The 20,274-nt window shown below is 64.1% G+C and carries 20 protein-coding genes; 13 read left to right on the top strand and 7 right to left on the bottom strand.

Annotation, left to right across the window (positions count from 1 at the left end; translation table 11 throughout):
- The first annotated feature begins 254 nt into the window (after nucleotides 1-254).
- Genes dusB through ntrC form a run of 3 tightly spaced genes read left to right on the top strand, consistent with a single transcriptional unit; the run spans nucleotide 255 to nucleotide 3,874 of the window.
- Complete coding sequence (gene dusB, locus BM374_RS30410; protein ID WP_092301245.1) at nucleotides 255-1,256, top strand: tRNA dihydrouridine synthase DusB; 1,002 nt, start codon at nucleotides 255-257, stop codon at nucleotides 1,254-1,256.
- Nucleotides 1,253-2,422: a two-component system sensor histidine kinase NtrB gene (locus BM374_RS30405; RefSeq protein WP_092301242.1), complete on the top strand. Its 1,170-nt coding sequence runs from the start codon at nucleotides 1,253-1,255 to the stop codon at nucleotides 2,420-2,422. The genes dusB and BM374_RS30405 overlap by 4 nt, the downstream gene beginning before the upstream one ends.
- A gap of 9 nt (nucleotides 2,423-2,431) precedes the next feature.
- The gene (gene ntrC, locus BM374_RS30400; protein WP_092301239.1) at nucleotides 2,432-3,874 is read left to right on the top strand and encodes a nitrogen regulation protein NR(I); all 1,443 of its coding nucleotides are present in this window, start codon (nucleotides 2,432-2,434) and stop codon (nucleotides 3,872-3,874) included.
- Nucleotides 3,875-4,061: 187 nt separating this feature from the next.
- Here the strand turns inward: ntrC and BM374_RS38835 are convergent, their stop codons facing one another.
- Nucleotides 4,062-4,208, bottom strand: coding sequence for a hypothetical protein (locus BM374_RS38835; protein ID WP_164938681.1), 147 nt, complete (start codon nucleotides 4,206-4,208; stop codon nucleotides 4,062-4,064).
- Nucleotides 4,209-4,393: 185 nt separating this feature from the next.
- On the opposite strand from BM374_RS38835, the gene BM374_RS30390 reads away from it, so the two are divergent.
- The 4 genes from BM374_RS30390 to hflX all read left to right on the top strand — a co-directional run bounded on the left by BM374_RS30390 (nucleotide 4,394) and on the right by hflX (nucleotide 10,021).
- On the top strand, nucleotides 4,394-6,745 hold the full coding sequence (locus BM374_RS30390; RefSeq protein ID WP_177248638.1) for a sensor histidine kinase NtrY-like: 2,352 nt from the start codon (nucleotides 4,394-4,396) through the stop codon (nucleotides 6,743-6,745).
- A gap of 17 nt (nucleotides 6,746-6,762) precedes the next feature.
- Nucleotides 6,763-8,133: a nitrogen assimilation response regulator NtrX gene (gene ntrX, locus BM374_RS30385; RefSeq protein WP_092301233.1), complete on the top strand. Its 1,371-nt coding sequence runs from the start codon at nucleotides 6,763-6,765 to the stop codon at nucleotides 8,131-8,133.
- 245 nt (nucleotides 8,134-8,378) lie between these two features.
- Nucleotides 8,379-8,627 (top strand): RNA chaperone Hfq, encoded by a 249-nt coding sequence (hfq, locus tag BM374_RS30380; protein ID WP_007591126.1) that lies wholly within the window; start codon nucleotides 8,379-8,381, stop codon nucleotides 8,625-8,627.
- A gap of 11 nt (nucleotides 8,628-8,638) precedes the next feature.
- Complete coding sequence (hflX, locus tag BM374_RS30375; protein WP_177248637.1) at nucleotides 8,639-10,021, top strand: GTPase HflX; 1,383 nt, start codon at nucleotides 8,639-8,641, stop codon at nucleotides 10,019-10,021.
- Between the two features lie 122 nt (nucleotides 10,022-10,143).
- Here hflX and mazG read toward each other — a convergent pair whose 3' ends face one another.
- Nucleotides 10,144-10,998, bottom strand: coding sequence for a nucleoside triphosphate pyrophosphohydrolase (mazG, locus tag BM374_RS30370; RefSeq protein ID WP_092301227.1), 855 nt, complete (start codon nucleotides 10,996-10,998; stop codon nucleotides 10,144-10,146).
- Nucleotides 10,999-11,123: 125 nt separating this feature from the next.
- Between mazG and queC the strand changes: the two genes are divergently transcribed.
- Nucleotides 11,124-11,837 carry a 7-cyano-7-deazaguanine synthase QueC gene (queC, locus tag BM374_RS30365; RefSeq protein WP_092301224.1) on the top strand — a complete coding sequence of 238 codons (714 nt, stop codon included), beginning with the start codon at nucleotides 11,124-11,126 and terminating at the stop codon, nucleotides 11,835-11,837.
- 205 nt (nucleotides 11,838-12,042) lie between these two features.
- Here the strand turns inward: queC and BM374_RS30360 are convergent, their stop codons facing one another.
- From BM374_RS30360 to nthA, 3 genes are read right to left on the bottom strand one after another with little or no spacing between them, the layout of a single operon-like run.
- Complete coding sequence (locus BM374_RS30360) at nucleotides 12,043-12,420, bottom strand: nitrile hydratase accessory protein (RefSeq protein WP_177248636.1); 378 nt, start codon at nucleotides 12,418-12,420, stop codon at nucleotides 12,043-12,045.
- Complete coding sequence (gene nthB, locus BM374_RS30355) at nucleotides 12,420-13,079, bottom strand: nitrile hydratase subunit beta (protein ID WP_092301218.1); 660 nt, start codon at nucleotides 13,077-13,079, stop codon at nucleotides 12,420-12,422. Before nthB ends, BM374_RS30360 begins: the two co-directional genes overlap by 1 nt.
- Complete coding sequence (nthA, locus tag BM374_RS30350; RefSeq protein ID WP_092301215.1) at nucleotides 13,076-13,708, bottom strand: nitrile hydratase subunit alpha; 633 nt, start codon at nucleotides 13,706-13,708, stop codon at nucleotides 13,076-13,078. Before nthA ends, nthB begins: the two co-directional genes overlap by 4 nt.
- 234 nt (nucleotides 13,709-13,942) lie before the next feature.
- On the opposite strand from nthA, the gene BM374_RS30345 reads away from it, so the two are divergent.
- The 3 genes from BM374_RS30345 (at nucleotide 13,943) to BM374_RS30335 (ending at nucleotide 17,425) form a co-directional block, all read left to right on the top strand.
- Nucleotides 13,943-15,415, top strand: a complete 1,473-nt coding sequence (locus tag BM374_RS30345; RefSeq protein WP_092301213.1) for a DASS family sodium-coupled anion symporter — start codon at nucleotides 13,943-13,945, stop codon at nucleotides 15,413-15,415.
- Nucleotides 15,416-15,648: 233 nt separating this feature from the next.
- Complete coding sequence (locus BM374_RS30340; RefSeq protein WP_177248635.1) at nucleotides 15,649-16,770, top strand: methionine ABC transporter ATP-binding protein; 1,122 nt, start codon at nucleotides 15,649-15,651, stop codon at nucleotides 16,768-16,770.
- Nucleotides 16,760-17,425, top strand: a complete 666-nt coding sequence (locus BM374_RS30335) for a methionine ABC transporter permease (RefSeq protein WP_092301210.1) — start codon at nucleotides 16,760-16,762, stop codon at nucleotides 17,423-17,425. The genes BM374_RS30340 and BM374_RS30335 overlap by 11 nt, the downstream gene beginning before the upstream one ends.
- A gap of 222 nt (nucleotides 17,426-17,647) precedes the next feature.
- On the opposite strand, the gene BM374_RS30330 is transcribed toward BM374_RS30335, so the two are convergent.
- On the bottom strand, nucleotides 17,648-17,860 hold the full coding sequence (locus BM374_RS30330; protein WP_092301207.1) for a hypothetical protein: 213 nt from the start codon (nucleotides 17,858-17,860) through the stop codon (nucleotides 17,648-17,650).
- A 191-nt stretch (nucleotides 17,861-18,051) separates the two neighbouring features.
- On the opposite strand from BM374_RS30330, the gene BM374_RS30325 reads away from it, so the two are divergent.
- Complete coding sequence (locus BM374_RS30325) at nucleotides 18,052-18,465, top strand: hypothetical protein (RefSeq protein ID WP_092301204.1); 414 nt, start codon at nucleotides 18,052-18,054, stop codon at nucleotides 18,463-18,465.
- A 157-nt stretch (nucleotides 18,466-18,622) separates the two neighbouring features.
- Nucleotides 18,623-19,726 (top strand): S1C family serine protease, encoded by a 1,104-nt coding sequence (locus BM374_RS30320; RefSeq protein ID WP_244552754.1) that lies wholly within the window; start codon nucleotides 18,623-18,625, stop codon nucleotides 19,724-19,726.
- 240 nt (nucleotides 19,727-19,966) lie between these two features.
- Here BM374_RS30320 and BM374_RS39220 read toward each other — a convergent pair.
- Nucleotides 19,967-20,274 (bottom strand): hypothetical protein (locus tag BM374_RS39220; protein ID WP_210188608.1); only part of this gene is annotated, 308 nt, incomplete at its 5' end.

Here is a 20,274-nt window from a genome sequence, read left to right as displayed (position 1 = left end):
GAAGTGTCGGCCGTGGGTGATTGCCGGCATGCCTCTAGCACGGCAGGCCCGCAAAAAAAGGGGGTTTCCCGGGATTGTGGGATTCAGCATTTTGCTGCACTGCACTTGAAAGCTTTGCAGAACTGTCTAAACTGTAGGCATGACGCTTGACTGCACAAGAATTGTGCGCAAGATAGACCATGGCAGGCGCGATGAGGCGCTGCCCACGCAACGAGACCCCAGTGACCGGCTCGGCAGTATCAGGCTCTAAGCCGTTGAAGATAGGCGATATTGAGGTCGCCACCCCGGTCTTCCTGGCACCGATGTCGGGCGTGACCGACTCGCCTGTCCGCAAGCTCGCCGCCGAGCTGGGGGCGGGTCTGGTTGTCTCCGAAATGACCGCCAGCGATGAACTTGCCAACGGCCACCGCATGTCGCGGTTGCGCTGCGAAGCGACCGGGGTTGGGCCGCATGTGGTGCAGCTCGCCGGCTGCGAGGCGCATTGGATGGCCGAAGGTGCCCGGATCGCCGAGGCCGAGGGGGCCGACATCATCGACATCAACATGGGCTGTCCCGCCCGCCACGTCACCGGCGGCCAGTCGGGCTCGGCCCTGATGCGCGACCTCGATCATGCCGTCAGCCTGATCGAGGCGACGATTGCTGCCGTGAAGGTTCCTGTGACGCTGAAGATGCGGCTCGGCTGGGACGACCGCAGCCGCAATGCGCCGGAGCTGGCGCGGCGCGCCGAGGCCGCCGGCATCAAGCTCGTCACGGTGCATGGCCGCACCCGTTGCCAGTTCTACAAGGGCGAGGCGGATTGGGATGCGATCCGCGCGGTGCGCGAAGCCATCGCTATTCCGCTCGTCGTCAATGGCGACATCACATCATACGAGAAGGCGCTCGCGGCGCTCCAGGCCTCCGGAGCCGATGCCGTGATGATCGGCCGCGGCGCGCAGGGCCAGCCCTGGCTTCCCGGCGAGATCGGCCGTCGTCTCAACGGCGGGGCGGCTGAAGCCACGCCGTCGCTCGCAACGCAGCTGCATTACGTCCGTACGCTCTACGAAGGCGTCTGCGCGCTCTACGGCCTGCGGGTCGGCCTGAAGCATGCGCGAAAGCATCTCGGCTGGGCGCTCGATGTCGCTGCGGAAGCGAGCGGTGCGCCGATCGAGACGCTGAAGGCCTGGCGCCGGAAGATCCTGACCTCCGAGGATCCGAATCTCGTCCACCAGTCGCTGCAGGATGCGTTCGACGACTTCGCCTGGAGCGCCGCTGCATGACCTCGGCCGCTGAACATCGCAAGCCGTCCGACAGCGACGCGATCCTGGATGCCTTGCCGAATCCCGTTCTCATGATCGGGCCGGACGGCAAGATCGTCGCCGCCAATATCGCGACTGAAGCCTTCTTCGATATCTCGACACAGTTTCTGAAGCGGCAGTCGCTGAAGGAACTGGTGCCGTTCGGCAGTCCCTTGCTGGCGCTGATCGACCAGGTGCGCTCGTCGAACTCGCCCGTGAACGAATACAAGGTCGATCTCGGCACGCCGCGCATGGGCGGCGATCGCCAGGTCGATCTGCATGTCGCGCCGCTCACCGAGCGACCCGGCCACATCGTGGTGATGCTCCAGGAGCGCTCCATCGCCGACAAGATGGACCGCCAGCTCACCCATCGCAGCGCTGCGCGCTCGGTGATAGCGCTAGCAGCAATGCTCGCGCACGAGATCAAGAATCCGCTCTCCGGCATTCGCGGCGCGGCGCAGCTGCTGGAGCAGCAGGCGTCATCCGAAGACCGCATGCTGACCCGACTGATCTGCGACGAGGCCGACCGCATCGTCACGCTGGTCGACCGCATGGAGGTGTTCGGCGACGAACGCCCGGTGGTACGCGGCCCCGTCAACATCCACTCGGTGCTCGACCACGTGAAACGGCTGGCGCAGTCGGGCTTTGCCCGCAACATCCGCTTCATCGAGGACTACGATCCCTCGCTGCCGCCGGTGCTGGCGAACCAGGATCAGCTGATCCAGGTCTTCCTCAATCTGGTGAAGAACGCCGCCGAAGCGCTGATCGACGTCCCCGACGCCGAGATCCAGCTCACCACCGCATTCCGCCCCGGCGTGCGCCTGTCAGTCCCCGGTCAAAAATCCCGGGTATCCCTACCGCTCGAATTCTGCGTGAGGGACAATGGACCAGGCGTGCCAGACGATCTCCTGCCCAACCTGTTCGATCCCTTCGTGACCACAAAGCAGACCGGCTCTGGCCTCGGTCTTGCTTTGGTCGCCAAGATCGTCGGCGACCACGGGGGCATCATCGAATGCGAGTCTCAGCCGCGCAAGACCACCTTTCGCGTGCTGATGCCGATGTACTCGACATCGGCCCAACACGCTGATCACAGCAGTCGCGACGGCTCTGCCGGGAAGTCGTCGTCTGCATCACAGGGGGCAAAATGAGGATTAACGATGCCCGCAGGTAGCATTCTCGTAGCTGATGACGACACCGCCATCCGCACGGTTCTCAACCAGGCACTTTCCCGGGCCGGGTACGAAGTCAGGCTGACCGGCAACGCCGCGACGCTGTGGCGCTGGGTCAGCCAGGGGGAGGGCGATCTGGTCATCACCGACGTGGTGATGCCGGACGAAAACGCCTTCGACCTGTTGCCGCGGATCAAGAAGATGCGGCCGAATTTGCCCGTCATCGTCATGAGCGCGCAAAACACCTTCATGACAGCGATCCGTGCCTCCGAGCGCGGCGCCTATGAATATCTGCCAAAGCCCTTCGACCTGAAGGAGCTGATCGCCATCGTCGGCCGCGCTCTCGCTGAGCCGAAGGAACGGGTCGCAACGCCGGACGACGACGCCGAGATGGAGGCGATCCCGCTGGTCGGCCGCTCGCCGGCGATGCAGGAAATCTATCGCGTGCTCGCGCGACTGATGCAGACCGACCTCACCGTGATGATCACGGGCGAGTCCGGCACCGGCAAGGAGCTGGTGGCGCGCGCGCTGCACGATTACGGCAAGCGCCGCAACGGCCCGTTCGTCGCTGTCAACATGGCGGCGATCCCGCGCGACCTCATCGAGTCCGAATTGTTCGGCCACGAGCGCGGCGCCTTCACCGGCGCCAACACGCGAGCCTCCGGCCGGTTCGAGCAGGCCGAGGGCGGCACGCTGTTCCTCGATGAGATCGGCGACATGCCGATGGAGGCTCAGACCCGTCTGCTGCGCGTGCTGCAGCAAGGGGAATACACCACCGTCGGCGGCCGCACCCCGATCAAGACCGATGTGCGTATCGTCGCAGCCTCGAACAAGGATCTGCGCGTCCTGATCCAGCAGGGGCTGTTCCGTGAAGATCTGTTCTTCCGCCTTAACGTGGTGCCGCTGCGGCTGCCGCCCTTGCGTGAGCGCATCGAGGACCTGCCCGATCTCATCCGTCACTTCTTCGCGCTCGCCGAGAAGGACGGATTGCCGCCGAAGAAGCTCGATGCGCTGGCGCTGGAGCGGCTGAAGCAGCATCGCTGGCCGGGCAATGTGCGCGAGCTGGAAAACCTCGCGCGTCGTCTCGCCGCGCTCTATCCACAGGACGTGATCACGGCCTCCGTCATCGACGGCGAGCTGGCCCCGCCCTCGGTCAGCCCGGGCGCCGCGGTCCCGCAGGGCGTCGACAATCTTGGCGGCGCGGTGGAGGCCTATCTCTCATCGCACTTCCAGGGCTTCCCGAACGGCGTGCCGCCGCCGGGCCTCTATCATCGGATCCTCAAGGAGATCGAGGTGCCGCTGCTCACGGCCGCGCTCGCCGCCACCCGCGGCAACCAGATCCGCGCCGCCGATCTGCTCGGCCTCAACCGCAACACGCTGCGGAAGAAGATCCGCGATCTCGATATCCAGGTGTACAGGAGCGGGGGCTAGTCCTCGCGACAAACGCTGACCGCGTTTGCGGAAAGTGGCTCAGCTCCCCTACCAAAGCGGAGCTGAGCCTGTCCGGATCGCGCTGGCCGTTATGGCTGACGCGGTGAGCAGAAGTCCTGATCGAGCTGAAACGTTCCGCTGAAACATACAAATTGTATTGGCGGTCGCAGGTCGCCGGCCGCCGCGCCTATCTGATCAGGCGCGCCGCGACCGGCTGAATATTGGCCATCTGTGCCGTCTCCTCCTGCCTGCTCGGGCCGTTGACCAGAAGGTCAGAGGCGACGATCAGCAGGAGCACGGCCGACACCATCACCGCAAGAAAGATTCTGTCCATGCCAGGTCAAGCCGGAGTGGCCGGATTCCGTTCCCGCGCACCGGTAATTGACCCTTTATCCCCTGTGGATGCGCTGGTCGGCCGCGGGCTAGACGCCGCGGAATTGTCGCAATTCGGCAACAATGTGGTACGAATACATCAGTATCCGCCCGTCGCGGACCCGTTTTCAGCACCCCATTGCCGGAATGACCAGCGCAGACACCTCGGCCGCATCCTTTGACACGGCCCCAGCAGAAGAGCCCCGGCGCTGGTCGGTGCGTCGCTGGCTGGGCCCGTTTGCCGTTGCTCTGGCGCTGCTCTCGGCACTTCTGACCTTCCTGGTTCTGACCGGCCTGACCAGAATCGAGCCGACCCCTGAAGTCGTCAGCTCGTTCTTGGCGATCAACGCCGGCACCATCCTGCTTCTGATCGGGATCATCGTCCGCGAGGTCTGGCAGATGATTCAGGCCCGCCGGCGGGGGCGGGCGGCGGCGCGGCTGCACGTCCAGATCGTCGGTCTGTTCTCGATCGTTGCAGTGCTGCCGGCGGTGCTGGTGGCCATTGTCGCCAACGTCACGATCGAGCGCGGCCTCGACCGCCTGTTCTCGGGACCGACCAAGGCGGTCATCCAGAATTCGCTGATCATCGCGCGCGCTTATGTGCAGGAGCATGCGCAGGTCATTCGCGGCGACATTCTCGGCATGGCCAACGACGTCTCACGCGTTCCGCTGCTGTTTGACCAGGATCGGCAGTCGTTCCTACAGCTCTTGACCTCGAGTGCCGCGGCACGCAACCTCCCGGGCGCGATGCTGATGGGCAAGGACGCCAATCCGATCCTGTCGGCGGAGACCGGGGGCGTTCCGCTCGCCTTCGCGCCGCCTGCGCCGGAATTTCTCCAGAACGTCAATGAGAATGAACCCGAGATCGCGGTCTTGCCCGATCAAAATCTTGTCGCGGCCGTAATCAGGCTCAGGGGCTTCAGCAATACGTTCCTCTACGTCGCTCGCCCTCTTGATCCAAGGGTCGTCGCCCAGCTCAGGCAGACCGAGCTGAGCGTCGCCGAATACGCGCAGATCGAATCGCGCAAGCTCGGCATCCAGGTCGCGTTCGCGCTGATGTTCGCGGTGATCGCACTGACCATCTTGATGGCCTCGGTGCTGATCGGGCTCAACTTCGCCAACTCGCTGGTGGCGCCGATCAGGCGGTTGATGAACGCGGCCAACACCGTCTCCACAGGCGACCTGCACGTCCAGGTGCCGGTGCACAAATCGGAAGGCGATCTCGCCCAGCTGGGCGAGACCTTCAACAAGATGACGCAGGAGCTGCGCAGCCAGCGCGACGAGCTCGTCAACGCCAGCGACCTCATCGACAGCCGCCGCCGCTTCATCGAGGCCGTGTTGTCGTCTGCGAGCGCCGGCATCATCGGCGTCGACACCTCGGGCAGCGTCGGCATCCTCAACCGTTCCGCCGAGAAGCTGATCGGACATTCCGAGGCCGAGACCCTCGGCCATCCGCTTTCCGACGTGCTGCCAGAACTCGACGAGATGATGAAGGCCTCGCGGGAAGGGACCCAGCGCCTGGTGCAGGGCCAGATCACGATCACCCGCGACGGCACGGAGCGCAATCTGTCGGTGCGGGTCAGCGCCGAGAAGAACCAGCCGCACGACAGCTACATCATCACGCTCGACGACATCACCGAGCTGGTCTCGGCACAGCGCACCTCGGCCTGGGGCGATGTCGCACGCCGCATCGCGCACGAAATCAAGAACCCGCTGACACCGATCCAGCTTTCGGCCGAGCGCATTCGCCGCAAGTTCGGCAAGGACATCACAGAGGCCAAGGACAAGCAGATCTTCGACCAGTGCACCGACACCATCGTGCGCCAGGTTGACGATATCAGGCGCATGGTCGATGAGTTCTCGCGCTTTGCGCGGATGCCCAAGCCCGTGATGGAAGGCGAGGACGTCGCCGACACCGTGCGGCAGGCGGTGTTCCTGATGAAGGTCGCCCATCCCGAGCTCGATATCGAGGCCGAGTTCAGGGAGGATCCGCTGCGCGCCCAGTTCGACCGGCGGCTGATCTCGCAGGCGGTCACCAACATCATCAAGAACGCCACCGAAGCGATTGAGCAGGTCCCGCCGGAAGAGCTCGGCAAAGGCCGCATCGACGTCGTGGTGTCGCGCGAGGGCGAGGACGTGCTGATCGACGTCATCGACAACGGCATTGGCCTGCCCAAGGTGGCGCGCTCGCGCCTGCTCGAGCCCTATGTGACGACGCGCGCCAAGGGCACCGGCCTTGGCCTTGCGATCGTCGGCCGGGTGCTGGAAGACCATGGCGGCCGGATCGAGCTGAAGGACGCTTCCGACTTCCGCGAAGGCCAGCGCGGCGCCTGGATGCGGATGCGCTTTGCGATCTCCGGCCAGGCCAAGAAGGCCGACGGGGCCGAGCAGGCGCCTGTCGTCACGGCGCAGGAAACAAAAGAGCCGGCGGCTAAAACCAGAGAGCCGGCTGAACAGACCAATGATTCACCAAAAATCGAAGCCTCAACAGGCAGCTGACAAGACAGGCGCGACCCATGGCAAGTGAAATTCTGATTGTCGATGATGAGGCCGATATTCGGGATCTCGTTGCAGGCATCCTCGAAGACGAGGGTTTTGTCACGAGGACCGCGCGCGACAGCGATTCCGCACTGGCTGAAATCGCCAACCGCCGGCCGCATCTGGTGTTCCTCGACATCTGGCTGCAGGGCTCCAAGCTCGACGGTTTGCAGCTCCTGGAGCAGGTCAAGAAGGACAATGCCGATCTTCCTGTCGTGATGATCTCCGGCCACGGCAACATCGAGACCGCGGTCGCCGCGATCAAGCGCGGCGCCTACGACTTCATCGAGAAGCCGTTCAAGGCCGACCGGTTGATCCTGGTCGCGACCAGAGCGCTGGAGAACTCGCGGCTCAAGCGCGAGGTCAAGGAGCTGAAGCAGCTCGCGCCGAGCGCCAGCCAGCTGGTCGGCCGCTCGCCGAGCATGAACCAGCTGCGCCAGACCATCGAGCGCGCGGCGAAAGCGAACAGCCGCATCCTGATCGTCGGCCCAGCCGGCGCGGGCAAGGAACTGACCGCGCGCACGCTGCATACGGCCTCCGGTCGCGCCGACGGCCCATTCGTCGTCATCAACGCCGCCGCGATCACGCCGGAGCGGATGGAGCATGAGCTGTTCGGCGTCGAGCAATCCAACGGCGAGCAGCCGCGCAAGCCCGGCGCGCTGGAGGAAGCGCATGGCGGCACGCTGTTCATCGACGAGATCGCGGATATGCCGCGCGAAACCCAGAACAAGATCTTGCGCGTGCTGGTCGAGCAGTCGTTTCAGCGCGTCGGCGGCACGGCCAAGGTGCAGGTCGACGTCCGCATCATCTCCTCGACCGCGCGCAATCTCGAAGAAGAGATCGCGGCAGGCCATTTCCGCGAGGACCTCTACCATCGTCTCTCGGTGGTGCCGATCCGCGTGCCCGCGCTCTCGGAGCGGCGCGAGGACATCCCGGAGTTGATCGACTATTTCATGGAGCAGATCTCGGCCGGCAGCGGCCTGCCCAAGCGGCAGATCGGGCAGGACGCGATGGCGGTGCTGCAATCGCATGTCTGGCCGGGCAACGTGCGCCAGCTCCGTAACAACGTTGAACGGGTCATGATTCTGGCCGCCGGCGGTCCGGAGGTGATCATCACCGCCGACATGCTGCCCCAGGACGTCGGCTCGATGGTGCCGGCCATGCCGACCAGCAACAACGGCGAGCACATCATGGGCCTGCCGCTGCGAGAGGCGCGTGAAGTGTTCGAGCGCGACTATTTGATTGCTCAGATCAGCCGTTTTTCAGGAAATATTTCTCGTACGGCCGAGTTTGTTGGCATGGAACGTTCGGCGCTACACCGGAAGTTGAAGGCATTGGGCGTTGGTTGAGGTCCGCGCCGCCGCGCCCACGGGCGATATCCGGGAAAAATCTTCGATTTCCGTAGTTTTTCGGGGCTATAGAACGCGTCCTGTCGCGTGAAGCGGCTTGCCTAATAAGTCCGCCTGCCTTCTAATCAAGCTGCTGTTCCCTAGAGGGGGATCTCATGAGGGACGGCAACCGGACGAAGGCCCAAACTCTCAAAACAGGGCCGCAACCGGCGCAATAAAAAGAAACTCAAAGCGAGAAAAAAACAATGGCGGCAGACCGCGCACAAAACCTACAGGACACCTTCCTCAATCACGTTCGCAAAACCAAGACGCCACTGACGATCTTTCTGGTCAACGGAGTGAAGCTCCAGGGCATCGTGACCTGGTTCGACAATTTCTGTTTGCTGCTTCGGCGCGACGGTCATTCGCAGCTCGTCTACAAGCATGCGATCTCGACCATCATGCCGGGCGCTCCGATCCAGCTGTTCGAAGGCGGCGAGGATCAGCCGGCTTGAGAGTGCTCTGATTGGAACCCCGGAATTTCGAGGGGGATGCCGATCGTCCGCGGTCGGCAGGGGCTAAGCAGACGGGGCGGGTGCTTGTCATCGGCCCCTATTTGCGAGTGCGCGGGGCAGGTGCCGACGCGCAATCGGAGAGCCACATCCAACGCAACGCCGAGGCCCGGCTCGATGAAGCCGCAGGCCTCGCGCGTGCGATCGACCTCGTCATTGCCGATGCCATCATTGCGCCAATCAGCCAGATCCGGCCCGCGACCTATATCGGCAAGGGCAAGGTCGAGGAGATTGCTGCACTCGCGAAGAGTCTCGACGTAGAGCTCGTGGTGATGGATTGCGCCCTTGCGCCGATTCAGCAACGCAATCTCGAGAAGGAATTGCATGCCAAGGTGCTCGACCGCACCGGCCTCATTCTGGAAATCTTCGGCCGCCGCGCCAAGACCAAGGAAGGCGCGCTCCAGGTCGAGCTTGCACATCTCAACTACCAGCGCTCGCGCCTGGTGCGGTCATGGACCCATCTGGAACGCCAGCGCGGCGGTTTCGGCTTCATGGGCGGTCCCGGCGAGACGCAGATCGAGGCCGACCGCCGCCTGATCCAGGAGCGCATCACCAAGCTCGAGGGCGAGTTGAAGAAGGTGCAGGCAACGCGGCGTCTGCATCGCGCCGGTCGTCAGCGCGTGCCGTACCGCGTGGTCGCGCTGGTCGGCTACACCAATGCCGGCAAATCGACGCTGTTCAACCGCCTGACGCGCGCCGACGTCCAGGCTGCCGACATGCTGTTCGCCACGCTCGATCCGACCCTGCGCGCGCTCAACCTGCCGCATGGCGGCAAGGCGATGCTGTCCGACACGGTCGGCTTCATCTCCAATTTGCCGACCCAGCTCGTCGCGGCCTTCCGCGCGACGCTGGAGGAGGTGCTGGAAGCCGATGTGATCCTCCACGTGCGCGACATCTCGCACGAGGATGCCGAGGCGCAGCAGAGCGACGTCGACGCCGTGCTGCGCCAGCTCGGCATCAACCCAGACGATTCCGGCCGCATCATCGAGGTCTGGAACAAGATCGACCGCTACGAGCCTGAAAAGCGCGAAGAGCTTTTGAACATCGCGGCGCGCCGGCCGGAGGATCATCCGGCGATGCTGGTCTCCGCCGTGTCCGGCGAGGGCATCGACGCGCTGCTTGCCGCGATCGAAGAGCGGCTCGCGGCCAAGCGCACTACGCTCGATCTCTCCATCGACGCCGCCGATGGCGCCGGCATCAGCTGGCTGCATCGTAATGCCGAGGTGTTAGCGAAGGAGCTGCACGACGGTCGTTTCGATATGACCGTGCGGGTCGACGAGACCAAGCGGGATATCGTCGTGAACAGGTTTGATGCGGTGCCGCGTCTGTCGGCGTGAGCCGCCTGTCGTCGCTCGGATGGAGCGCATTGTGATCCGGGAGTCGCGCGTCCGGACGGACTGGCCCCGGCTTGCGCTGCGTTCCATCGGGGCTACGTGCTCTTCATGCAGGCGACGCTGAATTACCGGCGCGATTCCTGGCGCCCTTCAGACGCCGGCTTGGTCGCGCCCTTCGCCGCATTCCACAGCGCGTCCATCTCTGCCAGCGACGCCTGCTCGAGCGTCCGCCCCTGCGCCTCCAGCGCCCGTTCGATGAACGCAAACCGCCGCTCGAATTTGGCGTTCGTCGCGCGCAGCGCGGCTTCAGGATCGGCATCGACATGGCGAGCAAGGTTGACGAGCGCAAACATGAGGTCGCCGGTCTCTTCCGCGATCTCGTGCCGGTCGTTACGATCCAGTGCGGCCTCGATCTCGTCGGCTTCCTCGCGGATCTTTTGCAGGACCGCGCGCGGATCGTTCCAGTCGAACCCGACGGTGGAGGCCTTGCGCTGCAGCTCCATCGCGCGCGTCAGCGCGGGCTGCCCGGTCTTCACGCCTGACAGTAGTGATCTGTGCGGCGGCGTTGCTTCCGGCGGCCGGCGTGCGGCGCGTTCGGCCTTTTCCTCGGCCTTGATGCGGTCCCAGACTTCCTTGACGTGGGAGGAGGCTAGATTGCCGTCCTTGTCGGCAAAGACATGGGGATGGCGCCGGATCATTTTTCGCGTGATGGCCTCGACGACGTCTCCAAACGCGAAAGCGTTTTGCTCCGAAGCCATCTGGGCGTGGAACACCACCTGCAACAGGAGATCGCCGAGCTCCTCGCGGAGATCGTCGAGATCGCCGCGGTCGATGGCGTCGACCACCTCATAGGCTTCCTCGATCGTGTAGGGCGCGATCGTCGAAAAATCCTGCTCGAGGTCCCAGGGACAGCCGGTCACCGGCGTGCGCAGCGCCGCCATGATCTCGATCAGGCGGGAAATGTCGCGGGAAGGGGTCATTGCAGGGCAGTCTCCTGGGTCCCGAACCTTATGCCAAAAGCGCGCTGCCATTCCCAGCGGGGTGCGCGGGAACAGCCCGATTTCCACCGATTGGCTGATACGTTTCGCAGTGCTAAAGCGCGGCCATGAGTGACGCATTTTCATCAGAAACCGCCCTGGTGCTGTTCTCCGGCGGCCAGGATTCCACCACCTGCCTCGCCTGGGCGCTGAGCCGCTTCGCGCGCGTCGAGACCTTGGGACTCGAGTACGGCCAGCGCCACGCCGTCGAGCTTGATTGCCGCGACCGCCTGTTCGAGGGCATCAGGGGCCTGCGCGCCGATTGGGCCGCAAAGCTGGGCGACAGTCACACGTTATCGATCCCGACGTTAGCGGCCGTGTCGGAGACCGCGCTGACGCGTGATGTCGCGATCGCGATGGGCGCCGACGGGTTGCCAAACACCTTCGTGCCCGGTCGCAACCTGGTGTTCCTGACCTTCGCGGCGACACTCGCATATCGCCGTGGCATCACCCACATCGTCGGCGGCATGTGCGAGACGGACTATTCCGGCTATCCCGATTGTCGCGACGAGACCATTCGTGCGATGCAGGCCGCGCTCTCGCTCGGTATGGCTCGCCAGTTCGAGTTGCATACGCCGCTGATGTGGATCGACAAGGCCGCGACGTGGAAGCTCGCGCAGGATCTCGGCGGCGAGGGGTTGGTCGACCTCATCCGCGAGCAGTCGCACACCTGCTATCTCGGCGAACGTGGCGCGTGGCATGATTGGGGCTACGGCTGCGGAGAATGCCCGGCGTGCAGTTTGCGCGCGAAGGGGTGGCGGGAGTTTGTGACGGGGCGGTAGCGCCCAGTCGTACTCTCTCGTGTCCCGGACGCCCTCAGCGCGTTTACGCGCGTCTTCGACGCGCTATGGCAGCGCTTCTTTGGCGCTGCGCTGCTGAGCCGGAGCCCATGCTTCCGCAACGTACCGTGTCGCCCTGGGTCCCGGCTCTGCGCTGCAACGCTTAACGCGTTGCAGCTTGTCCGGGACACGAGCGTGAGGCGCGAGCTTACCGAAAATCCTCCGGCTTCAGTTCGATCGGCTTGCCGTGCGGCGTGCGATCCGCGGCATGATCCCAGGCATCGCGATAACGATGCAACGTGTCCATCGATGCGACGCCCTTGCTTGCGACCAATCCTTCCAGCGTGGCGAGCCAGTGCAGATAATACGTCTCGCCCGTATCAGGGTCGCCGGCGGCCTGGGCGCGCTTGATCTGGTCGGCGAGCGCTGCCGCCCATTCCGACCAGGTGAAGACGCCGCGGTCGTGCAGGCTCAAGGCCATCGCGAACGCTTGCGCCTCCCAAAGCGCGCGGAACACCGGGCCGTCATCATCGCGCGGGATGCTCGGAATGGCCGCCGTCGCGGCGGCCGCAGCCTTGCTGCTCATCACGCCGGATCCAGATAAGGCTCGAACGCATCGATCGACACCTTCAGGGTCGGATCACCATCCTCGCCCCAGAGATCACGACCTTCGAACACGACCGTATAGAGCCATTGCGGATGTTCGCCGCGCTCCATCGCCGCGGTGTCAGGAAACACCTGGCAGCCGTGGTTCAGCTCGACCACGCCGACATGACCGCGCACGTAGCGTGGCAGCCGGGTATGCGTGGTCGGGTGGATGTTCTTGGCGCGCACGCGATCGCCGATCTTGAACTTGGCGGGCGCCGGTGCCGGGCGGGCGAACTTGCCGCGCACCATCACACGATCGACATTGGCGAGATCGAACTTGCCGTGCTTGAGTGCCTTGCCGGGCGTCATCGCATGACCGGCGGCGACCTCCTCGCGGGTGAGGTAGCCCTTTTCGATCAACATCTCCTCGAGGCCGAGGAACCATTTTTTATAGTAGGAGCTCGACAGGTAGACATCCGGCGGCAACGTCTCGCGATAGAAGCGCGAGGTGTCGATGTTGAAGGCGCCTGCTGCGCCCATCGCGCGCACCATCGCCAGCACGCGGGACTCCCACCCTTCGTGGAACATTGGTTCGTTGGCTTCAGGCTCGACCTTTCCGAACCCGTCCATGCCCCCCATGTCGTGCACGCCGTTCACGACGGCGCTCCGGGCGTCTTGGGAAAGCCGGTCCCGATCATGGAGTCGCGCGTAACGAGTTCGGCGAGCTGCTCCTCGCTCCAGCCTTCCGTGCCCGCGGGCCGCATCGGCAGCACCAGGAAGCGCGTCTCGGCGGTGGAGTCCCAGACCCGGATTTCGATGTCGTTCGGCACGCTCACGCCAAAATCCGCAAGCACGCCGCGCGGGTCCTTCACCGCGCGCGAGCGATAGGGCGAGGCCTTGTACCAGACCGGCGGCAATCCCAGCATTTCCCAGGGATAGCAGGAGCACAGCGTGCACACGACCATGTTGTGACGTTTTGGCGTGTTCTCGACCACGACGAGATGGTCGCCGACGCGGCTGACATGGCCGAGCGTGCCGATCGCCTTGCTGCCGTCCTCCAGCAGCGCCTTCTTGAACGACGCATCGGTCCAGGCCTTGGCGACGACGCGCGCGCCGTTGTGGGGGCCGATCTTGGTTTCATAGGCCTGGATGATGGCGTCGAGCGCGGCCGGTTCGACATAGCCTTTTTCGGTCAGGACAGTCTCGAGCGCGCGCACGCGCAGCTCGGTCTCCGACAATTCCGAATGGTCGTGATCGTGATGATGGTGGTCGTGATCGTGGCTCATGGGTGAAAGATAGGCGTTTTGGTCCGTCGCTGTCGAGGCCTGGTGGTTGGCCGGCGTGCCAGGAAAACTCTCTTCGAGACCTGGATATATCCGGAAAACCGTGCCGACGGCGAGAGGAGGGCGGAGCTCGATTCAGGCCATTGATCGGGCCGCGGACAGTCCGTATACGCCGGCTGGGACAAAAGCGGCGCGGCCTACCGGCCGGCAGACGCGATGATAATCGAGGGAGGGCGCATGACTGCCGGTTCGCAGGCATCTGAGGCGAAAGGCTTTCGCTGGAAACTTGTTGCGCCGCTGGTGGTGTGGCTGGCGATCTATCTGGTGCCGGTGCCGGCGGGCCTCAATGTCAACCAGTGGCACTATTTCGCGGTGTTCGCGGCCGTCATCACCGGGCTGATCCTGGAATCGATGCCGGTCGGCGCAGTCGGCCTGATCGGGCTCACGGTCGCAGGCGTTGGCGGCTATATCGATGCCGATCCCAACAAATCCCTGCGCTGGATGCTGGCGGGCTTCGCCGAGAGCACGGTCTGGCTCATCGTCGGCGCTTTCGTGTTTTCGATCGGCTATCGCAAGAGCCAGCTCGGCCGGCGCATCGCATTGGTGCTGGTGCAGCGGCTGGGGCGCAACACGCTCGGGCTCGGCTATGCGGTCGCGATGTCCGACTTCCTGCTCGCGCCGGCGACACCTTCCAACACCGCGCGCAGTGGCGGCATCGTCTATCCCATCATCAGCAACATCCCGCGCATTTACGGTTCCGAACCCGGGCCCACCGCCGGCAAGATCGGCACCTATGTGATGTGGACTGCCTTCGCGGCGACCGCGATCACAAGCTCGCTGTTCTTCACCGCGCTGGCGCCGAACGCGGCCGCGCTTGCGATCGCCAAGAAGACGGTCGGCGTCGAAGTGAGCTGGAGCCAGTGGTTCATCGGCTTCGCGCCGCTCGGCATTTTGCTCATGATTCTCGTTCCGCTGCTCAGCTACGCGGTCTGCCGTCCCACGGTGAAGCGCAGCCCGGAAATCTCGGAATGGGCCGCCAAGGAACTCGCCGGGATGGGCCCGATGTCGCGCAACGAATGGATCATGCTGGCGCTGATCGTGCTCGCGATGTTCCTGTGGATCGCGGGCTCTAGCCCCGATATCCACGTGCCACTGCTTGGCTCGAACTTCGTCAATGCTACGACCGTCGTGTTCATCGTGATCTCGCTGATGCTGATCACAGGCGTGATCGAATTTGCCGACATCGTCAGCGAGAAGAGTGCCTGGGAGGTGTTCTTCTATTTCACCTCGCTGCTGACGTTGGCTTCGGGACTCAACGAGATCGGCTTCATCAAATGGTTCGCCAATGAATTCGCAAAACCGCTGACGGGGCTGGCGCCGTCGACCGCGATGATCCTGCTGGTCGCGCTGTTCTTCTGGATCCACTATTTCTTTTCAAGCATCACCTCGCATGCCGCCGCCGTGTTGCCGGTCGTGCTCGCGGTCGGCTCCGGCATCCCCGATCTGCCCGTGACGACGCTGGCCATGCTCTGCATGTATTCGCTCGGCCTGATGGGCGTGATCTCGCCGTACGCAACCGGCCCCGCGCCGATGTATTACGGCAGCGGCTATATCGGGAAGCGCCAGTTCTGGGCCTTTGGCCTGATCTTCGGCGTGCTCTATTTCGCCGGGATGCTACTGATCGTGCTGCCCTGGTTGCAAATGCGATGAGCCAGACGGAACCTGGATAGCCCCCGCAGACGAATTTTCTTCCCCGAGGAGCGATTGGGAAAACTTGGCCCAATCCCCGGCAAATATCTGACATTGCAAGGAAGACTGGAAAAAGCGAAGGTGCGCTGCAGTGCAGCGCGGCCGTCGCGCGCCTGCCTTTATTCCATCCTCCGTCGCTTGGACAGCGACCTGGTTCGCGTGCGCCTGTTGGGCGGGCGCGGTAAATGTCGTGCATGAAAGCCCTTTCCATGAATGCGCACCCATCGCTCGTGATCGGAGAGCCGATTGAGACCCAGCACGCCGCGGCTCAGCCCGAGGCGATGGTCCGCTTCGAGAACATTTCGAAAACCTACCCGGCCTATCGCGGCAAGCCCGGCGTTAGCGCGCTGCGAGCCATCGACTTTACGATTGCGCGCGGTTCGATCACCGGCGTGATCGGCCGCTCCGGCGCCGGCAAGTCGAGCCTGGTCCGCCTCATCAACGGGCTCGAGAAGCCAAGCGCTGGCCGCGTCGTCGTCGACAACAGCGATATCTCGGCGCTCACGGGACGCGAGTTGCGGCTGGCGCAACGATCGATCGGCATGATCTTCCAGCACTTCAACCTACTGTCGTCGCGGACCGCGGCGGACAACATCGCGCTGCCGCTGGAGATCGCGGGCTGGTCGAAGGCCAACATCCGCGCGCGCGTGACCGAGCTGCTTGCCCTCGTCGGCATCGCCGACAAGCACGACCGCTATCCGTCAGAGCTCTCCGGCGGCCAGAAGCAGCGTGTCGGCATTGCCCGCGCGCTGGCGACGCGGCCGAGCGTGCTGCTGTCGGACGAGGCGACCTCCGCGCTGGACCCGCAGACCACCCGCGCGATCCTGGACCTGCTTGCGAATATCAACCGCGCGCTCGGGGTGACCATCGTGCTGATCACCCACGAAATGTCCGTGGTGCGCCAGCTCGCCAAGGAAGTCGTCGTGCTCGATGCCGGCCACCTCGTCGAGAGCGGCCACGTCGCCGACATCTTCACCCATCCCAAGCACCCGGTCACGCAGTCGTTCCTGGCTGAGGTGACCGGCGACAGCCTGCCGGTCTCGCTGGCGAGCCGGATCGTGCAGGAGCCGGGCAACCATGCCGTGATCCGGGTCCAGGTACGCGGGGCAGGGGCCGGTGACACGCTGATCGCACGGCTCGCCCGCGAGCTGGGCCTTGACGTCTCGCTGCTGTCGGCGCGCATCGACGAGATCGGCGGCCAGCATGTCGGCTCACTGGTGCTCGGCATTCCCGGCGGGGACAGCGCCGCGGCGCGCACACTGGTTTGGCTGTCTCAACATCAAGTCTCGACGGAGCGTCTCGGCTATGTCGCCTGAACTCATCAACCTGATCATCCAGGCGACCTTCGAGAGCCTGTACATGGTCGGCATCGCCGCGCTGATCGGCACCGCCATCGGCCTGCCGCTCGGCGTCTTCCTCGCCACCAGCCGCAAGGGCGAGCTGTTCGCGGCGCCCCTGGTCAACCGCGTGCTCGGCGCCGTCGTGAATGCCACGCGATCGACGCCCTTCATCATCCTGGTCGTCGCCATCATTCCGTTCACGCGACTGATTGCCGGCACCTCGATCGGCTCGACGGCGGCGATCGTGCCCCTGACGATCGCCTCGGCGCCGTTCATCGCGCGCCTGGTGGAGGCGGCAATCCGCGAGGTCGATGCCGGCCTGATCGAGACCGCGTCCTCCTTCGGAGCATCGCCGATCCAGATCGTGTTCAAGGTGTTGATCCCTGAGGCGCTGCCCGGACTGCTGCTGGCGCTCACCCTCGCGATTGTCAGCCTGCTCGGCTACTCCGCCATGGTCGGTGCGGTCGGCGGGGGCGGGCTCGGCGATCTCGGCATCCGCTATGGCTACCAGCGCTTCATGCCGGAAATGATGCTGGCCGTGGTCGTCGTGCTGATCGCGCTGGTGCAGCTCGTGCAGAGCACAGGCGACTATCTGGCGCGACGGGTCAATCGCCGGCTGCGGCACCGCTGATCCAAGCCTTGGCTACCGCTGAAAAGCCCAGAGAGCGTGCGTGTGCGGCTCGGCCTGCGGCACATATAGCAGCGCACCACGCCTTCGCTCAGTCGCGCCTGGCGGCCGATCGTCCACGCCGCCGTCTTCGAAACGTTCGATGCAACGGTGGAGAAAATCGTCCGGTGCCGGGTCCTCCGATGCCGTGTAGTTCTGCGACCGACGATCCGTGCGGCTGGTCCTCTATTTCTTCGGCGCTGCTGGACCAGTCGCGTTTGATCCTGTCGTCGTTGCTGGCGAAGTGCTTTGGTTCGATGCGGTCGTGTTGTGCCGGCCTGAATAGTAGAACGCGCCCACGATGATCAGGATCACGCAGACGGCCAAAGCCGCCCAACCTCCCCAGTTGTTTCGCCGATTCAGGTTGCCGACAGGTCGATTGTCGTTCGGATAGGTCATGTTAGTTTCTCCTTGAAATCAGAAGCCGCGGAGAAGAGAGGCGTTCCTATTGGCTTCGCGCGATCTCGGGGGGCGAACACCGCAGCCATGACTCGTGATGTGTTTGGAACGATCGGACAGGCCGCTCCATTCTCTGATTTGCGGCTCAAGATGCAACATCAGCGCCTACACGTGAATTCAGGAGAAGCTCCATGAAAACCCTCGCTATGACAGCTGCGTTGTTCACCTGCTTCGCGGTCCCTGCCTTTGCCCAAACCACGGCGCCCGCTAACAGCTCGCAGATGGACGCAGCGTCTGCCAGCCACGACCAGAAGAGCCCCGCCGATAGTCCTCGGTCCAATGGCGGCGCTCAGAACAAGGCGGCGATCGAGGGCATCAGGAGGGATCTGCAAGCCGCGGGCTTTACCGATGTGAAGGTCGTGGCGGAGTCCTTCGTGGTGCAGGCGAAATCGAAGGACGGTAATCCGGTGGTCATGACCATTGGTCCGCATGGTATGTCGGTTTTTGAGGCTATGACGTCCGGCGGCTCGACCTCAGGCACCGTGGGATCGAGTGCGGCTGGCGCCGCGCCTGGCAATGTCAACAGTTCCGGAACGCAAAAGTAAGCCCGCGTGAGCCCGTGGCGTACAAGCGGCCTCAACCGGATCCCTGTTCCGCGAAGAGCGCCCCGCCGTTTGCAACAGGCGCCGGCACCTGCGCTGAACCGTCGCAAGGAACGAGTAGGGTGTCCTTAAATTGAGATGCCGGCAAGGAGGCGTCACTGTGCCCGTTCGTTTCCTGCGCTTTGTGATCGTCTGGTTGCTGGCATTGGCAACGGTTTGGGTGATGCAGCCTTACCTGTCGGCTCTATGGTTTTCTGCCTCTGCGCCCCGGACCGTGACACCTCGCGCCGACCTTGCCGCGAGTGAGCAGGCGACCGTCCGTCTCTTCAAGGAGGTCTCTCCGTCCGTCGTTCACGTTTTCGCCCGGGGCACACCCAGTACATCGATGTTTTCCGACGAGGAGAGCAGCGTGGTTCAATCTGGCTCTGGTATAGTATGGGACGTTGCCGGGCACGTGATCACCAACAATCACGTCATCAGCGGCACGGCCCAAATCGGGGTTCGGCTCACATCTGGTGAATTTGTCGCGGCGCGCGTGGTGGGCGCCGCTCCGAATTACGACCTCGCCGTTCTTCAGTTAGAGCGCCCGAGATCGGCCCTGCATCCCATCGGTGTCGGCCGTTCGGCCGATCTGCAGGTGGGGCAGAGTACGTTCGCAATTGGCAACCCTTACGGCCTGGACCAGACGCTGACGTCCGGAATCGTGAGCGCGCTCGGTCGGAGGCTGCCGTCGGTGACCGCGCGCGAGGTCAAAGGGATGATTCAGACGGACGCCCCCATCAATCCGGGAAATTCCGGCGGTCCGCTGCTCGATAGTGCTGGTCGGCTGATCGGCGTGAACAGTGCCATCGTCTCTGGCTCAGGTGCGTCGGCTGGGATCGGATTCGCCATTCCTGTCGATATTGTCAATCGCGTCGCGGCCGAACTGATCCGCGATGGTCACGTCCCTTTGCCAGGAATTGGCATCGTGGCGGCCAAGCAGGGCCAGGCAACAAGCCTCGGAATTGACGGCATCATCGTCCTGCGAACATTGCCGGGCTCGCCGGCTGCGCAAGCCGGAATCGAAGGCGTGAGCGACGATGGACTGGTCGGAGACATTATCACCGAGGTGAATGGCAAGCCGGTCCACAGCATGGAAGAACTGACGTCGATCCTTGAAGATAAGGGCGTAGGCAAGCAGGTCGAGTTGACCGTCGAACGTGCTGGACGGACCCGGACCCTCAAGCTGTCCGTTGGAGATATTTCCCAGTTGGCCCAGCGATGAACCTGATCTCCATTCGGGCGCCGTCAGTGAAGCGCTATTCGGCTGCTTCGCGCAATGGAGGCACTTCGCTGAAGTGAGCAAGGCGAGGGCGGCTAATCGAATTGCGCGGCGATCAATACAGGAATCCCGTGAACTCAGGGTGGGATTCTAGTGGGGCGCTAACCCGCGTCCACAATCCGCCAACCCATACCCGCTGTCGGCGCCCGATAGACAAGTCGCAGGTTCCGCTCATTAGAAATGTCAGTGGGAGAGGACAGCCAGCTCGCCTGATCGCCCGTTGTTCGACCCGCCGGAGGCGCGGTCGATGGTCGGGACGCCCTTCGTCCCGACGCCTCCCGGCGCGCCGCCGCGCGCAGGAGCGGTCAAGGATCGAAGACCGCCGGAGGCGGCGGCCCAAAGGGCCGTCCTTGACGGCTCCGAGCACGGTGGCACGAGCACCAGCGCTGGCCACGAGAGGCCGTCAGCCGACCCGGAATAGATTCTTGCCCTGACCGCGGCGGCGCGGTGCTTTCTTGCTGCGTCCTTCATCGCGCAGCTGTTGTTGCTCG

Source organism: Bradyrhizobium sp. Ghvi (assembly GCF_900115265.1).
Taxonomy (GTDB): Bacteria; Pseudomonadota; Alphaproteobacteria; order Rhizobiales; family Xanthobacteraceae; genus Bradyrhizobium.
The sequence above is the reverse complement of the archived record's forward strand: the minus strand, read 5'-3'. Positions and strand labels throughout refer to the sequence as shown.